Genomic DNA, 16,025 nt, shown 5'->3' with positions numbered 1-16,025 from the left:
TCAGTTCTCCTTGAAGGGGAAGCCGAGACGGCGCAGCAGAGAGCGGCCCTCGTCGTCGGTCGTCGCCGTCGTCACGACCGTGATGTCCATACCGCGGACCCGGTCGATCTTGTCCTGGTCGATCTCGTGGAACATCGACTGCTCCGTGAGACCGAAGGTGTAGTTGCCGTGGCCGTCGAACTGCTTGGGCGACAGACCCCGGAAGTCGCGGATACGCGGCAGCGCGGTCGCCAGCAGGCGGTCCAGGAACTCCCACATACGGTCACCGCGAAGCGTGACGTGCGCGCCGATCGGCATGCCCTCACGCAGCTTGAACTGCGCGATGGACTTACGAGCCTTGGTGACCTGCGGCTTCTGACCGGTGATCGCCGAGAGGTCCTTGATGGCCCCCTCGATGAGCTTCGAGTCCTTGGCCGCGTCGCCGACACCCATGTTCACGACGATCTTTGTGAGACCGCCGGCCTGGTGCACGTTCTTGTGGCCGAACTCCTCGATCAGCGCCGAGAGGATCTCCTCGCGGTACTTCTGCTTGAGGCGCGGCTGGGCCGGGGCCTCGATGGTCGTCTCAGTCATCAGATGTCCTTCCCGGAGCGCTTCGCGACGCGGATGCGAACGGTCTTCTCACGACCGTCGCGCTCCACCTTCTCGACGCGGTACCCGACCCGGGTGCCCTTCTTGGACTCCGGGTCGACGATCATCACGTTGCTCACGTGGATCGGCGCCTCGACGGTCTCGATGCCACCGGTGCGGGTGCCGCGCTGCGACTGGCCCACCTTGGTGTGCTTCGTGACGCGCTGAACACCCTCGACCACGAGGCGGTCGGAGTCCTTGAGGACTTCCAGCACGCGGCCGGTCTTGCCCTTGTCGCGACCCGAGATCACGATGACCTGGTCGCCCTTCTTGATCTTCGCCATGGTCAGAGCACCTCCGGAGCGAGCGAGATGATCTTCATGAACCGCTTGTCACGCAGCTCACGGCCAACCGGGCCGAAGATGCGGGTGCCACGAGGCTCGCCGTCGGCCTTCAGGATGACGGCGGCGTTCTCGTCGAACTTGATGTAGGAACCGTCGGGACGACGGCGCTCCTTGGCGGTCCGGACGACGACAGCCTTGATGACGTCGCCCTTCTTCACGTTGCCGCCCGGGATCGCATCCTTGACGGTGGCGACAATGGTGTCGCCAATTCCGGCGTAGCGACGGCCGGAGCCACCGAGAACGCGGATGCAGAGAATCTCCTTGGCACCCGTGTTGTCGGCGACCCGAAGTCGCGACTCCTGCTGGATCATTTGAATGAACTCCTGTCGTCGAACTGGTTCTCGCGCGGACTTGTTCCGGCGAGCCTGGTCGAACGGATAGTTGCTGTGCTGGGGGCGTCACGCGTACGTGTGTCACGCATCGCCCCCAGCGAGAAGAGAAGTCCTTACTTGGCCTTCTCGAGGATTTCCACGAGCCGGAACCGCTTGGTAGCGGACAGCGGGCGGGTCTCCATGATGACGACCAGGTCGCCGATGCCGGCGCTGTTCTGCTCGTCGTGTGCCTTGACCTTCGTGGTGCGACGAATGACCTTGGCGTAGAGCGGGTGCTTTACCCGGTCCTCGACCTCGATCACGATGGTCTTGTCCATCTTGTCGCTCACCACGTAGCCACGGCGCACCTTACGCGTCGCGCGCTGGGCCTCGGGGGCCTCAGCAGCAGTCGTGTTGTCGGTCATTGCCTCACTCACTCACACTCGGAGCCGTACGGATGCCGAGCTCGCGCTCACGCAGGATCGTGTAGATCCGGGCGATGTCGCGACGCACGGCCTTGAGACGACCGTGGCTCTCGAGCTGGCCGGTCGCCGACTGGAAGCGGAGGTTGAACAGCTCCTCCTTGGCTTCCTTCAGCTTGGCGACGAGAGCCTCGTCGTCCATGCCATCCAGGTCGATGGGGGCAAGCCCCTGCGTACCGATAGCCATCAGACACCACCCTCGCGCACCACAAAACGGCACTTCATCGGGAGCTTGTGCATCGCGCGGCGCATGGCCTCGCGAGCAAGGGACTCGTCAACACCGGCCAGCTCGAAAAGGATCCGACCCGGCTTGACGTTGGCGACCCACCACTCCGGAGAACCCTTACCGGAACCCATGCGGGTCTCGGCAGGCTTCTTCGTCAGCGGACGGTCCGGGTAGATGTTGATCCACACCTTGCCGCCACGCTTGATGTGGCGAGTCATTGCGATACGCGCCGCCTCGATCTGGCGGTTGGTGACGTACGCCGGCTCCAGAGCCTGGATGCCGAAGTCGCCGAACGCGATCTGTGTTCCACCCTTGGCCGAGCCGGAGCGCGACGGGTGGTGCTGCTTGCGGTGCTTGACCCTGCGCGGGATCAGCATGGTCAGGCCTCCGTTCCGGTCTCTGCGGCCGGAGCAGCAGCTGCCTCAGCCGCGGGGGCTGCGTCAGCACTGCGCTCGGCCGGACGCTCGTTGCGACGAGGACCACCGCGACGGTCGCCGCCGCGCTCGCCACCGCGGTCTGCACCGCGAGGGCCACGCTCGTCGCGGCCACGGCCCTGACGGGGTGCGGCAACGGCCTGCTGAGCGGCGAACTCCTTCTCGGTGACCTCGCCCTTGTAGATCCACACCTTCACGCCGATACGGCCGAAGGTGGTGCGGGCCTCGTAGAAGCCGTAGTCGATGTACGCGCGGAGCGTGTGCAGGGGCACGCGGCCCTCGCGGTAGAACTCCGAACGGCTCATCTCTGCGCCGCCGAGGCGGCCGGCAACCTGCACGCGGATGCCCTTCGCACCGGCACGCTGGGCGGACTGCATGCCCTTGCGCATCGCGCGACGGAACGAGACACGGCTGGCCAGCTGCTCGGCAATGCCCTGAGCAACGAGCTGCGCGTCGATCTCCGCGTTCTTGACCTCGAGGATGTTGAGCTGAACCTGCTTGCCCGTGAGCTTCTCGAGCTCACCGCGGATGCGGTCGGCCTCTGCACCTCGGCGGCCGATCACGATGCCCGGACGTGCCGTGTGGATGTCCACGCGGACACGATCGCGGGTGCGCTCGATCTCGACCTTGGAGATGCCGGCACGCTCAAGACCAGTGCCCATGAGCTTGCGGATCTGCACGTCCTCGCGGACGTAGTCGCGGTACCGCTGACCGGGCTTGGTGCTGTCGGCGAACCAACGCGACCGGTGGTCAGTGGTAATACCCAGGCGGTACCCGTGCGGGTGAACCTTCTGTCCCACTATCGGGCCCCTTCCTTGTCTGCGAGCACCACGGTGATGTGGCTGGTGCGCTTAAGAATGCGCGTAGCACGTCCCTGAGCCCGCGGGCGGAAACGCTTGAGCGTCGGCCCCTCGTCCACGAACGCGACGGTGACGACCAGGTCGCCCTCGTCGAAGCGCTCGCTCGCGCGGTCTGCCTTCACCCGAGCATTTGCGATCGCGCTCTCCACGACCTTGCGGATCGGCTCACTGGCGGCCTGCGGTGCGAACTTCAGCACCGCGACGGCCTCAGAGGCCTGCTTGCCACGGATGAGGTCCACGACGCGCCGGGCCTTCTGGGGCGTGACACGGACGAACCGCGCCTGCGCCTTGGCTTCCATTGCTGTCCTGCTTCCTTTTCTCAGACAGTCCAGGTCATCACTGCTTCGGGTGGGGAGAACCCCACGCCTCAGCGGCGACGACCCTTCCTGTCGTCCTTCACGTGGCCGCGGAAGGTCCGCGTGGGAGCGAACTCGCCGAGCTTGTGGCCAACCATCGCCTCGGTCACGAAGACCGGGACGTGCTTGCGACCGTCGTGCACGGCAAAGGTGTGACCGAGAAAGTCGGGCGTAACAACCGACCGACGGGACCAGGTCTTGATGACTGTCTTGGTCCCCTTCTCGTTCTGGACGTCCACCTTCTTCTGAAGGTGTCCATCTACGAAGGGGCCCTTCTTCAGGCTACGAGGCATGTTTCAGGCTCCTATCAGCGCTTCTTGCCGGTACGACGGCGCCGGACGATCATCCGGTCGCTCGACTTGTTCGCGTGGCGGGTACGACCCTCGGCCTGGCCCCAAGGGCTGACCGGGTGACGTCCGCCGGACGTCTTGCCTTCACCACCACCGTGGGGGTGGTCCACCGGGTTCATGGCGACACCACGGACGGTCGGGCGCTTGCCCTTCCACCGCATGCGGCCGGCCTTGCCCCAGTTGATGTTCGACTGCTCGGCGTTGCCGACCTCGCCGACGGTTGCGCGGCAGCGCAGGTCGACGAGACGGATCTCGCCGGACGGCATGCGCAGCTGCGCGTACGGGCCGTCCTTGGCAACGAGCTGCACCGACGCACCAGCCGAACGGGCGATCTTCGCACCGCCACCGGGCCGAAGCTCGATGGCGTGGATGACCGTACCGGTCGGGATGTTGCGCAGCGGCAGGTTGTTGCCGGGCTTGATGTCAGCACCCGCACCGGCTTCGATGCGGTCGCCCTGCGACAGCTTGTTCGGCGCGATGATGTAGCGCTTCTCGCCGTCCGCGTAGTGCAGGAGCGCGATGCGCGCCGTGCGGTTGGGGTCGTACTCGATGTGAGCGACCTTCGCAGGCACGCCGTCCTTGTCGTGACGACGGAAGTCGATGACGCGGTAGGCCCGCTTGTGGCCACCGCCCTTGTGACGCGTCGTGATGCGACCGGTGTTGTTACGGCCACCGGTCTTGCTCAGCGGGCGAAGCAGCGACTTCTCCGGCTGCGACCGCGTGATCTCGACGAAGTCGGCGACGCTGGAGCCGCGGCGGCCGGGCGTAGTCGGCTTGTACTTACGGATTCCCATGGGGATCTGTCCTCAATCGTCTCTCGTCAGCTCAGCCGACCGGACCGCCGAAGATGTCGATCGTGCCCTCGCGGAGGGTGACGATCGCACGCTTCGTGTCCTTGCGCTTGCCGAGGCCAAAACGCGTGCGACGCGTCTTGCCCTTGCGGTTAATCGTGTTCACCGACGCGACCTTGACGCTGAAGACCTTCTCGATAGCGATCTTGATCTCGGTCTTGTTGGCGCTCGGGTCCACGAGGAAGGTGTACTTGCCCTCGTCGAGAAGGTTGTAGCTCTTCTCGGAGACGACCGGCGCAAGCAGGATGTCGCGCGGGTCCTTCACGATGACGGTCACTTGGCGGTCTCCTCAGCGGTATCGGCCTCGGACTCCGTGGCGACAGCCTTCGCACCCTTGGTGGGGCCCGCGAGGAACGCGGCGAGCGCGCCCTCGGTGAAGATGACGTCGTCGGAGACGAGCACGTCGTAGGTGTTCAGCTGGTCAGCGACCAGGAGGTGCACCTCGGGAACGTTGCGAAGGGACTTGACCGTGGCCTCGTCGTCACGCTGCGTCACGACGAGCACGTGGGCACGCGTCGTGAGCTTCGTGATCGTGGAGAGCGCCGTCTTGGTCGACGGGACACCTTCGATGCCGAAGCCGGCAACGACGTGCACGCGACCGGCGCGAGCGCGGTCAGAGAGCGCACCGCGGAGGGCGGCGGCCTTCATCTTCTTCGGGGTGCGCTGGTCGTACGAGCGCGGCTGCGGGCCGTGGACGACGCCACCGCCGGCGAACTGCGGTGCACGCGTCGAACCCTGGCGGGCGCGACCGGTGCCCTTCTGCTTGTACGGCTTGCGGCCACCACCGCGGACCTCGCCACGAGTCTTCGTGGAGGCGGTGCCCTGGCGAGCTGCTGCGCGCTGCGCAACAACAACCTGGTGGATCAGCGGAATGTTCACGGCAACGTCGAACACCTCGGCGGGAAGCTCGGCGGTGCCGGCCTTCTTGCCCTTGGCGTCCAGGACGTCGACAGTCAGAGCGGTCATCGGGTTCACGCTCCCTTCGCGGCGTTACGCACGAGGACGACGCCACCCTTGGGGCCGGGAACCGCGCCCTTGACGAGCAGCAGACCCTTCTCGACGTCGACCGCGTGAACGGTCAGGTTCTGAGTGGTCTGACGGTCATTACCCATCCGACCTGCCATCCGCACGCCCTTGAAGACTCGCGACGGCGTCGAAGCGCCACCGATCGAGCCAGGCTTGCGGTGGTTACGGTGCGCACCGTGCGAGGCGCCCACGCCGTGGAAGCCGTGGCGCTTCATGACGCCCGCGGTGCCCTTCCCCTTGGTGGTGCCGATCACGTCGACCACTGCGCCGGCCTCGAAGGCCTCAGCGGTGATCTCCTGGCCGAGCGTGAACTCAGCCGCGTTCTCGGTGCGGATCTCGGCCACGTGACGACGCGGCGTGACGCCGGCCTTCTCGAAGTGGCCCTTGAGGGGCTTGGTGACCTTGCGCGGGTCGACCGGGCCGGCGGCGAGCTGAACTGCCGCGTAGCCGTCGGTGTCCACCGTGCGGATCTGGGTCACCACGTTCGTGCCCACGGAGACCACGGTTACCGGCACGAGGCGGCCCGCCTCGTCCCAGAGCTGGGTCATGCCGAGCTTCGTCCCGAGCAACGCGGTCACGTTCTTCTGCTGGTTGGTCATGGTGTCCTCCAGCCTCAGAGCTTGATCTCGATGTTCACGTCCGCCGGCAGGTCGAGTCGCATGAGCGAGTCGACGGCCTTGGGCGTGGGATCGATGATGTCGATAAGCCGCTTGTGCGTGCGCATCTCGAAGTGCTCGCGGCTGTCCTTGTACTTGTGAGGCGACCGGATCACAACGAAGACGTTCTTCTCCGTCGGCAGCGGCACCGGACCCACGACCGTCGCACCAGCGCGAGTGACCGTGTCGACGATCTTGCGCGCCGAACTGTCGATCACCTCGTGGTCGTAGGACTTGAGCCGGATGCGGATCTTCTGTCCCGCCATGGCGTCGTCTGACTCTCTCTCTCGAACCGCTACTGTCCGACCCACGCACTCGGGCGTGTCGCTTAAAGCGGCACAGCCGGGCGCAGAACACCATCGCTGGTGCCGGGGCCGTTGGGAAGTGATCTTGTCCTGGCTGTACAGCCTGGACCGACCACGACGTTTGCCGAGCCTGCTCGGAACAGTGCCTTCGAAACCGAAGGATGTGTGCTCCGCGGGGCGCCCTGTACGCATCGAACAGCAAGCGACAAACCCCGCGACCCCGTACCCGGTTTCTCCCCGGGAGGGTGACCGCTCCAGCCTCTGCTGACCCCGGACGAGCCGGGACCAAGGACTGCGGTTCTGCACACTGTTCGATACTTGAAAGAGCACGCCTGTAACAGGCAACTGTGCAATCTTGCCATACGACTGGGCATGCGCCAAACGGAGGCGCTGTGATGCCCGCTACTTGCGCGATGGGGCCCGGGCGCCGAAGCACCCGGGCCCCATCGTTTCAGCTGACTTCCGTCAGATGAGTCTGTGCACCAAGATCACTTGAGGATCTTGGTCACACGGCCTGAACCGACCGTGCGGCCACCCTCGCGGATGGCGAAGCCCAGACCCTCCTCCATGGCGATCGGCTGGATGAGCTCGACCGTCATCTCGGTGTTGTCGCCGGGCATGACCATCTCGGTGCCCTCAGGCAGCGTGATGACGCCGGTGACGTCCGTGGTGCGGAAGTAGAACTGCGGGCGGTAGTTCGAGTAGAACGGGTTGTGACGGCCACCCTCGTCCTTGCCCAGGATGTAGACCTGTGCCTCGAAGTTCGTGTGCGGGGTGATCGAACCCGGCTTCACGACGACCTGGCCACGCTCGACGTCCTCGCGCTTGATGCCACGCAGGAGCAGACCGGTGTTGTCGCCGGCCTGTGCCTGGTCCATCTGCTTGTGGAACGTCTCGATGCCGGTGACCGTGGTCTTCTGCGGCTCGCGGATGCCCACGATCTCGACGTCGGAGTTGACGTCCAGGGTGCCACGCTCGACCTTGCCGGTGACGACGGTGCCACGACCGGTGATCGTGAAGACGTCCTCGATCGGCATGAGGAAGGGCTTGTCGAGGTCGCGCACCGGCTGGGGCACGTTCTCGTCGACAGCGTCCATCAGCTCGATGATCTTCTCGACCCACTCCGGGTCGCCCTCGAGCGCCTTGAGGCCCGAGACGCGGATGACCGGGGCGTTGTCGCCGTCGAACTCCTGCGCGGAGAGCAGCTCACGGACCTCCATCTCGACGAGCTCGAGGATCTCCTCGTCGTCGACCATGTCGGACTTGTTGAGCGCCACCATCAGGTAGGGCACGCCGACCTGACGGGCGAGCAGCACGTGCTCACGCGTCTGGGCCATCGGGCCGTCCGTCGCGGCAACCACCAGGATCGCGCCGTCCATCTGCGCGGCACCGGTGATCATGTTCTTGATGTAGTCGGCGTGACCCGGGGCGTCGACGTGCGCGTAGTGGCGCTTCGGCGTCTCGTACTCGATGTGCGCGATGTTGATCGTGATACCGCGCTGCTTCTCCTCCGGCGCGGCGTCGATCTCGTCGAAGTTGCGCTGCGTGTTCGCCGGGAGCTCCGGGTACTTGTCCGCAAGCGTCTTCGAGATCGCGGCGGTCAGCGTCGTCTTACCGTGGTCGACGTGACCGATCGTGCCGATGTTGACGTGCGGCTTGGTCCGCTCGAACTTGGCCTTAGCCACTTGGGGTCCTCCTGGGACTTGGGTAGATGTTCCGAACGTTGCAGATGCTCGGCCAAGAAGCCTACAACTGCGGGGCGTGCGGTTTTTCCTACAGGTTGGTTGTGCGGGTCGACCTGTGGGGACTCACTCGCCCCGGGTCTTCTTGATGATCTCTTCGGCAACTGCCTTGGGAACCTCGGCGTAGCTGTCGAACTGCATCGAGTACACCGCGCGACCCTGGGTCTTCGACCGGAGGTCGCCGATGTAACCGAACATCTCGCTCAGCGGCACCTGGGCGCGAACGACCTTGACACCGGTCGCGTCCTCCATGGACTGGATCATGCCACGTCGGGAGTTGATGTCGCCGATCACGTCGCCCATGTACTCCTCGGGCGTACGCACCTCGACGGCCATGACCGGCTCGAGCAGAACAGGGTCGGCGCGCTTGACGCCTTCCTTGAAGACCATCGAACCGGCAATCTTGAACGCCATCTCCGAGGAGTCGACGTCGTGGTACGCACCGTCGATCAGCGACGCCTTGACGCCGACGACCGGGAAGCCCGCCAGCACACCCTGCTGCATGGCCGACTGGATACCAGCGTCCACGGACGGGATGTACTCACGCGGGATGCGGCCACCGGTGACGGCGTTCTCGAACTCGTAGAGCTCGCCGTCCGAGGTCTCCAGCGGCGCGAAGGTCACCTGGACCTTGGCGAACTGGCCGGAACCACCGGTCTGCTTCTTGTGCGTGTAGTCGACCTTCTCCGCAACGCGGCGAATGGTCTCGCGGTACGCGACCTGCGGCTTGCCGACGTTCGCCTCGACCTTGAACTCGCGACGCATACGGTCGACGAGGATGTCGAGGTGGAGCTCGCCCATACCGCCGATGACGGTCTGGCCGGTCTCGTCGTCCAGCCGCACGCGGAAGGTCGGGTCCTCCTGCGCGAGCTTCTGGATAGCGGTCGACAGCTTCTCCTGGTCGGCCTTCGTCTTCGGCTCGATCGCAACGTCGATGACGGGCTCCGGGAAGCTCATCGACTCCAGGATGACCTGGTTCGCCGGGTCCGACAGGGTGTCACCGGTGGTGACGTCCTTGAGCCCGATGAACGCGTAGATGTGGCCGGCGTGCGCCTCTTCGACCGGGTTCTCCTTGTTGGAGTGCATCTGGAAGAGCTTCCCGATGCGCTCCTTCTTGCCCTTGGTCGAGTTCTGCACGGCCGCGCCCTGCGCGACCTTGCCCGAGTAGACGCGGACGTAGGTCAGCTTGCCGAAGAACGGGTGCGTGGCGACCTTGAAGGCGAGGGCCGAGAACGGCTCCGACTCGTCCGGGCGACGCTCGACGATCTTCTCGGCGTCCTTGACGTCGTGGCCCTGGACTGCAGGCACGTCGAGCGGCGAGGGGAGGTAGTCGATGACGGCGTCGAGCATGGGCTGGACGCCCTTGTTCTTGAACGCCGAACCACACAGGACCGGGAAGGCCGCGGAGGTGACCACGAGCTTGCGGATGCCGCTCTTGATCTCGGCAACCGTGAGCTCCTCACCGCCGAGGAACTTCTCGAGCAGGTCGTCGTCCGCCTCGGCGACGGCCTCGACGAGCTGGGCGCGGTACTGCTGCGCCTTCTCGAGCAGGTCGGCCGGGATGTCCTCGACCTCGTACTCCTCGCCCATCTTGGTGTCGCCGCGCCAGGTGAGCGCCTTCATCTCGACGAGGTCGACAACACCCTCGAAGTCGTTCTCAGCACCGATCGGGAGCTGGATGACGAGCGGCTTCGCCTTGAGGCGGTTGATGATGGTGTCGACGGTGAAGTAGAAGTCCGCACCGAGCTTGTCCATCTTGTTGACGAAGCAGATGCGCGGGACGTCGTACTTGTCCGCCTGGCGCCAGACCGTCTCCGACTGGGGCTCGACGCCCTCCTTGCCGTCGAACACGGCAACGGCACCGTCGAGCACGCGGAGCGACCGCTCCACCTCGACCGTGAAGTCGACGTGACCCGGCGTATCGATGATGTTGATCTGGTTGTTCTTCCAGTAGCAGGTCGTCGCGGCGGACGTGATCGTGATGCCGCGCTCCTGCTCCTGCTCCATCCAGTCCATCGTCGACGCACCGTCGTGCGTCTCACCGATCTTGTAGTTCACACCCGTGTAGAACAGGATGCGCTCGGTCGTCGTGGTCTTTCCGGCATCGATGTGGGCCATGATGCCGATGTTGCGGACCTTGTTCAGGTCGGTCAGCACGTCGAGTGCCACGGTGTCTTACCCCTTGGTCTAAAGGTGGGCTGGGCGCCGGCGGTGAGGCATCTACCGACGGCCCCGGGGGTTACCCGGGGCCGTCCGGAAGCTACTACCAGCGGTAGTGCGCGAAGGCCTTGTTGGAGTCGGCCATCTTGTGCATGTCCTCGCGGCGCTTGACCGCGGCACCGAGACCGTTCGACGCGTCGAGGATCTCGTTCATCAGGCGCTCCGTCATCGTCTTCTCGCGACGAGCGCGGGAGAAGTCGGTGAGCCAGCGCAGCGCGAGCGTGGTGGCACGCGTGGGGCGCACGTCGACCGGCACCTGGTAGGTGGCGCCACCGACACGGCGGGAACGCACCTCGAGCGCCGGGCGGACGTTGTCCAGCGCGCGCTTGAGCACCACTACGGGGTCGCCGTCGGTCTTGGACCGAACGCCCTCGAGGGCGCCATAGACGATCGCCTCGGCGGTCGACTTCTTGCCGTCGAGCAGGACCTTGTTGATCAGCTGCGTGACAACCGGGGACCCGTAGACCGGGTCGACGATGAGCGGCCGCTTCGGGGCCGGACCCTTACGGGGCATTAGCTCTTCTCCTTCTTGGCGCCGTAACGGGACCGAGCCTGCTTGCGGCCCTTCACGCCCTGCGTGTCGAGTGCGCCACGGACGATCTTGTAGCGAACACCGGGGAGGTCCTTCACTCGGCCACCGCGCACGAGCACGATCGAGTGCTCCTGCAGGTTGTGGCCGACACCGGGGATGTACGCGGTGACCTCGACCTGGGACGAGAGCTTCACGCGAGCGACCTTGCGGAGCGCGGAGTTCGGCTTCTTGGGGGTGGTGGTGTACACGCGGGTGCACACACCGCGCCGCTGGGGGGAACCCTTGAGGGCCGGAGTCTTCGACTTCACGGCCTTCGAGGTCCGCCCCTTGCGGACGAGCTGGTTGATCGTAGGCACTACGTCTCCGTCGTCTTAATGAGCTTCGGCGACGCCCTGCCGGCGTCCCCGTCGATGGTTCTGGCTTGTGCGTGCCGATCGCATGCGGCACCCACAGCCCCCACGGGGACCGTTACGCCACGTACCACCGGCTCGATGGCCCGGCTCCGCCAATCGAGGCACGAGGTGCCGCGGGAGGAAATCACCGGGATGCCCACGCACTCACATCGGCCGCTTCCGAAGCTGCCTCGCGGCGGCCTTCAAGAGGTGCGGCCCGACGGCGCGGGCACGAATTCTAAGAATACCCGCGTGTCTACGGGCGGTCAAAACGAATCGGGTGTGAGGTTCGCCCGAAACCCGCGAAGGCCGCCGAGTCAGAGCGTCGGTCCGACTTCCGCACGGGTCACCCAGTGCGGAAGTCGGACCGACGCTCTGACTCGGCGGCCCGACCGGTCAGCGGAAGTCGCCGAGGTCCAGGTCCTCCAGCGGGATCGCCTCGCCCGAGCCCATACCGAGCGTCGGGAAGTCGATCTCGTCGTAGCCGAAGCTCGGGTAGAGCTCGGCCTTGGCCTGCTCGGTGGGCTCGACCTCGACGTTGCGGTAGCGGGGAAGACCCGTACCGGCCGGGATGAGCTTACCGATGATGACGTTCTCCTTGAGGCCCAGCAGCGGGTCACGACGACCGCTCATCGACGCCTCGGTGAGCACTCGGGTGGTCTCCTGGAAGGAGGCCGCCGAGAGCCACGAGTCGGTGGCGAGCGAGGCCTTCGTGATACCCATCAGCTCCGGACGGCCAGCGGCCGGCTGGCCACCCTCGGAGACGGCCTTGCGGTTGGCGTCCTCGAAGCGCATGCGCTCCGCGAGCTCGCCAGGCAGCAGGTGCGAGTCACCCGAGTCGAGCACGGTCACGCGACGCAGCATCTGCCGCACGATGACCTCGATGTGCTTGTCGTGGATGTCCACACCCTGGCTGCGGTAGGTCTCCTGGACCTGGTCCACAAGGTGGGTCTGCGTGGCACGCGGGCCGAGGATCCGCAGCACCTTCTTCGGGTCGACAGCACCCTGCACGAGCTGCGTGCCCACGGTGACGTGGTCGCCGTCCGCGATCTTCAGGCGCGCACGCTTCGTGACCGGGTACTTGATCTCCTCGCCACCGTCGTCCGGCGTCAGCACGAGGTGACGCGTCCGCTCGGTGTCCTCGATCGTCACGCGACCCGTGTACTCCGCGATCGGCGCCTCACCCTTGGGGGTGCGGGCCTCGAAGAGCTCGGTGACACGCGGCAGACCCTGCGTGATGTCCTCAGCGGCAGCCACACCACCGGTGTGGAAGGTACGCATCGTCAGCTGCGTGCCCGGCTCACCGATCGACTGCGCCGCGATGATGCCGACGGCCTCGCCGATGTCCACGAGCAGGCCCGTGGCCAGGGAGCGGCCGTAGCACTTGGCGCAGGTGCCGACGCGGGACTCGCAGGTCAGGACCGAACGGACCTTGACGCTGGAGATACCCGCGGCGATGACCTGGTCGATGATGACGTCGCCGGCGTCCGACCCGGCGGTCGCGATGACGTTTCCGTCGGCGTCCACCACGTCGGTCGCGAAGGTACGCGAGTAGATGCTGGTCTCGACGCGGTCGTCCGGGACGAGCGAGCCGTCCGCGAGCTTCTCCGCAACCGGCAGCGTGAGTCCACGCTCGGTACCGCAGTCGTCCTCACGGATGATGACGTCCTGCGACACGTCCACCAGACGACGGGTCAGGTAACCCGAGTCCGCCGTACGGAGGGCCGTGTCGGCCAGACCCTTACGGGCACCGTGCGTCGCGATGAAGTACTCGAGGACGGACAGGCCCTCACGGTAGTTGGACTTGATCGGACGAGGGATGATCTCGCCCTTCGGGTTCGCCACAAGGCCGCGCATACCGGCGATCTGACGGACCTGCATCCAGTTACCACGGGCACCCGAGCCCACCATGCGCATCACGGTGTTGCGGGCGTCCTTCTCGAGGTTCGTCCGCATGACCGATGCGACCTTGTCGGTGGCCTGCGTCCAGATCTCGATGAGCTCCTGACGGCGCTCGTCGTCGGTGATCAGACCCTTCTCGAACTGCTGCTGGACCTTGAGGGCCCGCGCCTCGTGCTCGTCGAGGATCTCGGCCTTGGCGGTCGGCGCAGCGACGTCGGAGATGGCGATCGTGACACCGGAACGCGTGGCCCACCGGTCAGCCGGCGTCCTTCAGCGCGTCCAGCGCCGCGGCCACCTCCACCTTCGGGTAACGCTCCGCGAGGTCGTTGACGATCGTGGAGAGGCGCTTCTTGTCGGCGATCCCGTTCTCGTACGGGTAGTCGACGGGCAGCGTCTCGTTGAACAGGTACCGGCCGAGGGTGGTGTCGAACAGGAGCTGCTGCCCCTGCTCCCAGCCCTCGGGCGCCACGAAGTCCTTCAGCGGCGGCACCAGGTCGGACATCCGCAGCTTGATCTTGGCGTTGATGTCCAGCTCGTTGCGGTCGAAGGCCATGATGGCCTCGGCCACGGAGCCGAACGCGCGCCCCTCACCGATGGCGCCCGGACGGTCGCTCGTGAGGTGGTGCAGACCGATGATCATGTCCTGCGAAGGCATGGTCACCGGACGGCCGTCAGACGGCTTGAGGATGTTGTTGCTCGAGAGCATGAGGATGCGGGCCTCGGCCTGCGCCTCGGCGCTCAGCGGCAGGTGCACTGCCATCTGGTCACCGTCGAAGTCGGCGTTGAACGCGCCGCAGACGAGCGGGTGCAGGTGGATGGCCTTGCCCTCGACGAGCTGCGGCTCGAACGCCTGGATACCCAGGCGGTGCAGCGTCGGCGCACGGTTCAGGAGCACCGGGTGCTCCGTGATGACCTCTTCGAGCACGTCCCAGACGACGGGACGCGTGCGCTCGACCATGCGCTTGGCGCTCTTGATGTTCTGCGCGTGGTTGAGCTCCACGAGCCGCTTCATGACGAACGGCTTGAACAGCTCGAGCGCCATCTGCTTGGGCAGACCACACTGGTGCAGCTTGAGCTGCGGGCCGACCACGATGACCGAACGGCCCGAGTAGTCGACGCGCTTGCCGAGCAGGTTCTGGCGGAACCGACCCTGCTTGCCCTTGAGCATGTCGGAGATCGACTTCAGCGGCCGGTTGCCCGGGCCGGTGACCGGACGACCACGGCGGCCGTTGTCGAACAGCGAGTCCACGGCCTCCTGGAGCATCCGCTTCTCGTTGTTGACGATGATCTCCGGCGCGCCCAGGTCCAGCAGCCGCTTGAGGCGGTTGTTCCGGTTGATGACGCGGCGGTACAGGTCGTTCAGGTCCGACGTCGCAAAACGGCCACCGTCGAGCTGCACCATCGGGCGCAGGTCCGGCGGGATGACCGGGACGGCGTCGAGCACCATCGCCGTGGGCGAGTTGGTGGTCGTGAGGAACGCGTTGACGACCTTGAGGCGCTTCAGCGCACGGGTCTTGCGCTGGCCCTTGCCCGAACGGATGGTCTCGCGCAGCGACTCGGCCTCGGCGTCCAGGTCGAAGTTCTGCAGGCGCTGCTGGATCGCGTTCGCGCCCATCGCACCCTCGAAGTAGGTGCCGTAGCGGTCCTGGAGCTGCCGGTAGAGCATCTCGTCGCCCTCGAGGTCAGCGACCTTGAGGTTCTTGAACCGGTCCCAGACCTGCTCGAGGCGGTCCAGCTCGGCGTCCGCACGCTTGCGGAGCTGAGCCATCTCGCGCTCGGCGGAGTCGCGCACCTTGCGGCGCGCGTCAGCCTTGGCACCCTCGGCCTCGAGCTCGGCCAGGTCGGCCTCGAGCTTCTGGGCGCGGGTGTTGATGTCGTTGTCCCGGCGGTCGGAGATCTCCTTCTTCTCGAGATCGATCTCGTTCTGCAGGTTGGGCAGGTCTTCCTGGCGGGCCTCGTCGTCGACCGACGTGATCATGTAGGCCGCGAAGTAGATGACCTTCTCCAGGTCCTTCGGGGCCAGGTCCAGCAGGTAGCCCAGGCGGGACGGCACACCCTTGAAGAACCAGATGTGCGTGACGGGCGCGGCGAGCTCGATGTGGCCCATGCGCTCACGACGCACCTTGGAGCGCGTGACCTCCACACCGCAGCGCTCGCAGATGATGCCCTTGAAGCGCACCCGCTTGTACTTACCGCAGTAGCACTCCCAGTCGCGGGTCGGACCGAAGATCTTCTCGCAGAAGAGCCCGTCCTTCTCCGGCTTGAGGGTGCGGTAGTTGATGGTCTCTGGCTTCTTGACCTCACCGTGCGACCAGGCACGGATGTCCTCGGCCGTGGCGAGGCCGATACGCAGCTCGTCGAAGACGTTGACGTCGAGCAAGATGTCCTACTTCCTGAAGTTCTCGA

The 16,025-nt window shown here is 65.8% G+C and carries 18 protein-coding genes and 1 pseudogene; all 19 read right to left on the bottom strand.

Annotated features, from left to right (window positions below):
- The 19 genes and pseudogenes from rplE to AB1046_RS19785 all read right to left on the bottom strand — a co-directional run bounded on the left by rplE (position 1) and on the right by AB1046_RS19785 (position 15,999).
- Complete coding sequence (gene rplE, locus AB1046_RS19875) at positions 1–573, bottom strand: 50S ribosomal protein L5 (RefSeq protein ID WP_369371010.1); 573 nt, start codon at positions 571–573, stop codon at positions 1–3.
- Entirely contained in the window at positions 573–914 is a 342-nt protein-coding gene (rplX, locus tag AB1046_RS19870) for a 50S ribosomal protein L24 (protein WP_369371009.1), read from the bottom strand. Before rplX ends, rplE begins: the two co-directional genes overlap by 1 nt.
- A 2-nt stretch (positions 915–916) precedes the next feature.
- Positions 917–1,285, bottom strand: a complete 369-nt coding sequence (gene rplN, locus AB1046_RS19865) for a 50S ribosomal protein L14 (protein WP_108492294.1) — start codon at positions 1,283–1,285, stop codon at positions 917–919.
- A 134-nt stretch (positions 1,286–1,419) separates the two neighbouring features.
- Positions 1,420–1,710 (bottom strand): 30S ribosomal protein S17, encoded by a 291-nt coding sequence (rpsQ, locus tag AB1046_RS19860; RefSeq protein WP_369371008.1) that lies wholly within the window; start codon positions 1,708–1,710, stop codon positions 1,420–1,422.
- A gap of 4 nt (positions 1,711–1,714) precedes the next feature.
- Positions 1,715–1,954 carry a 50S ribosomal protein L29 gene (rpmC, locus tag AB1046_RS19855; RefSeq protein ID WP_108492296.1) on the bottom strand — a complete coding sequence of 80 codons (240 nt, stop codon included), beginning with the start codon at positions 1,952–1,954 and terminating at the stop codon, positions 1,715–1,717.
- Positions 1,954–2,370 (bottom strand): 50S ribosomal protein L16, encoded by a 417-nt coding sequence (rplP, locus tag AB1046_RS19850; RefSeq protein WP_189669273.1) that lies wholly within the window; start codon positions 2,368–2,370, stop codon positions 1,954–1,956. The genes rpmC and rplP overlap by 1 nt, the downstream gene beginning before the upstream one ends.
- A 2-nt stretch (positions 2,371–2,372) precedes the next feature.
- Positions 2,373–3,227 (bottom strand): 30S ribosomal protein S3, encoded by an 855-nt coding sequence (gene rpsC / locus AB1046_RS19845; protein WP_369371007.1) that lies wholly within the window; start codon positions 3,225–3,227, stop codon positions 2,373–2,375.
- Positions 3,227–3,586, bottom strand: a complete 360-nt coding sequence (rplV, locus tag AB1046_RS19840) for a 50S ribosomal protein L22 (RefSeq protein WP_369371006.1) — start codon at positions 3,584–3,586, stop codon at positions 3,227–3,229. The genes rpsC and rplV overlap by 1 nt, the downstream gene beginning before the upstream one ends.
- A gap of 68 nt (positions 3,587–3,654) precedes the next feature.
- Positions 3,655–3,936, bottom strand: coding sequence for a 30S ribosomal protein S19 (gene rpsS / locus AB1046_RS19835; protein WP_116673590.1), 282 nt, complete (start codon positions 3,934–3,936; stop codon positions 3,655–3,657).
- A gap of 14 nt (positions 3,937–3,950) precedes the next feature.
- Positions 3,951–4,787 (bottom strand): 50S ribosomal protein L2, encoded by an 837-nt coding sequence (gene rplB, locus AB1046_RS19830; RefSeq protein ID WP_369371005.1) that lies wholly within the window; start codon positions 4,785–4,787, stop codon positions 3,951–3,953.
- A 31-nt stretch (positions 4,788–4,818) separates the two neighbouring features.
- A complete protein-coding gene (rplW, locus tag AB1046_RS19825; RefSeq protein ID WP_369371004.1) occupies positions 4,819–5,121 on the bottom strand; it encodes a 50S ribosomal protein L23 in 303 nt (100 codons plus the stop codon).
- Complete coding sequence (rplD, locus tag AB1046_RS19820; protein ID WP_369371003.1) at positions 5,118–5,810, bottom strand: 50S ribosomal protein L4; 693 nt, start codon at positions 5,808–5,810, stop codon at positions 5,118–5,120. Before rplD ends, rplW begins: the two co-directional genes overlap by 4 nt.
- Positions 5,811–5,815: 5 nt before the next feature.
- Entirely contained in the window at positions 5,816–6,469 is a 654-nt protein-coding gene (rplC, locus tag AB1046_RS19815; RefSeq protein ID WP_369371002.1) for a 50S ribosomal protein L3, read from the bottom strand.
- A 14-nt stretch (positions 6,470–6,483) separates the two neighbouring features.
- Positions 6,484–6,792, bottom strand: a complete 309-nt coding sequence (rpsJ, locus tag AB1046_RS19810) for a 30S ribosomal protein S10 (RefSeq protein ID WP_019146773.1) — start codon at positions 6,790–6,792, stop codon at positions 6,484–6,486.
- A 527-nt stretch (positions 6,793–7,319) separates the two neighbouring features.
- Positions 7,320–8,516: an elongation factor Tu gene (tuf, locus tag AB1046_RS19805; protein ID WP_369371001.1), complete on the bottom strand. Its 1,197-nt coding sequence runs from the start codon at positions 8,514–8,516 to the stop codon at positions 7,320–7,322.
- Positions 8,517–8,639: 123 nt separating this feature from the next.
- Complete coding sequence (gene fusA / locus AB1046_RS19800) at positions 8,640–10,742, bottom strand: elongation factor G (RefSeq protein WP_369371000.1); 2,103 nt, start codon at positions 10,740–10,742, stop codon at positions 8,640–8,642.
- A gap of 94 nt (positions 10,743–10,836) precedes the next feature.
- Complete coding sequence (rpsG, locus tag AB1046_RS19795) at positions 10,837–11,307, bottom strand: 30S ribosomal protein S7 (RefSeq protein WP_182620558.1); 471 nt, start codon at positions 11,305–11,307, stop codon at positions 10,837–10,839.
- Entirely contained in the window at positions 11,307–11,681 is a 375-nt protein-coding gene (rpsL, locus tag AB1046_RS19790; RefSeq protein WP_369370999.1) for a 30S ribosomal protein S12, read from the bottom strand. The genes rpsG and rpsL overlap by 1 nt, the downstream gene beginning before the upstream one ends.
- Positions 11,682–12,113: 432 nt before the next feature.
- Positions 12,114–15,999: pseudogene (locus AB1046_RS19785) on the bottom strand (DNA-directed RNA polymerase subunit beta').
- Positions 16,000–16,025: the final 26 nt, after the last annotated feature.

Source organism: Promicromonospora sp. Populi (genome assembly GCF_041081105.1).
In the GTDB taxonomy this organism is placed as follows: Bacteria; Actinomycetota; Actinomycetes; order Actinomycetales; family Cellulomonadaceae; genus Promicromonospora.
The sequence above is the reverse complement of the archived record's forward strand: the minus strand, read 5'-3'. Positions and strand labels throughout refer to the sequence as shown.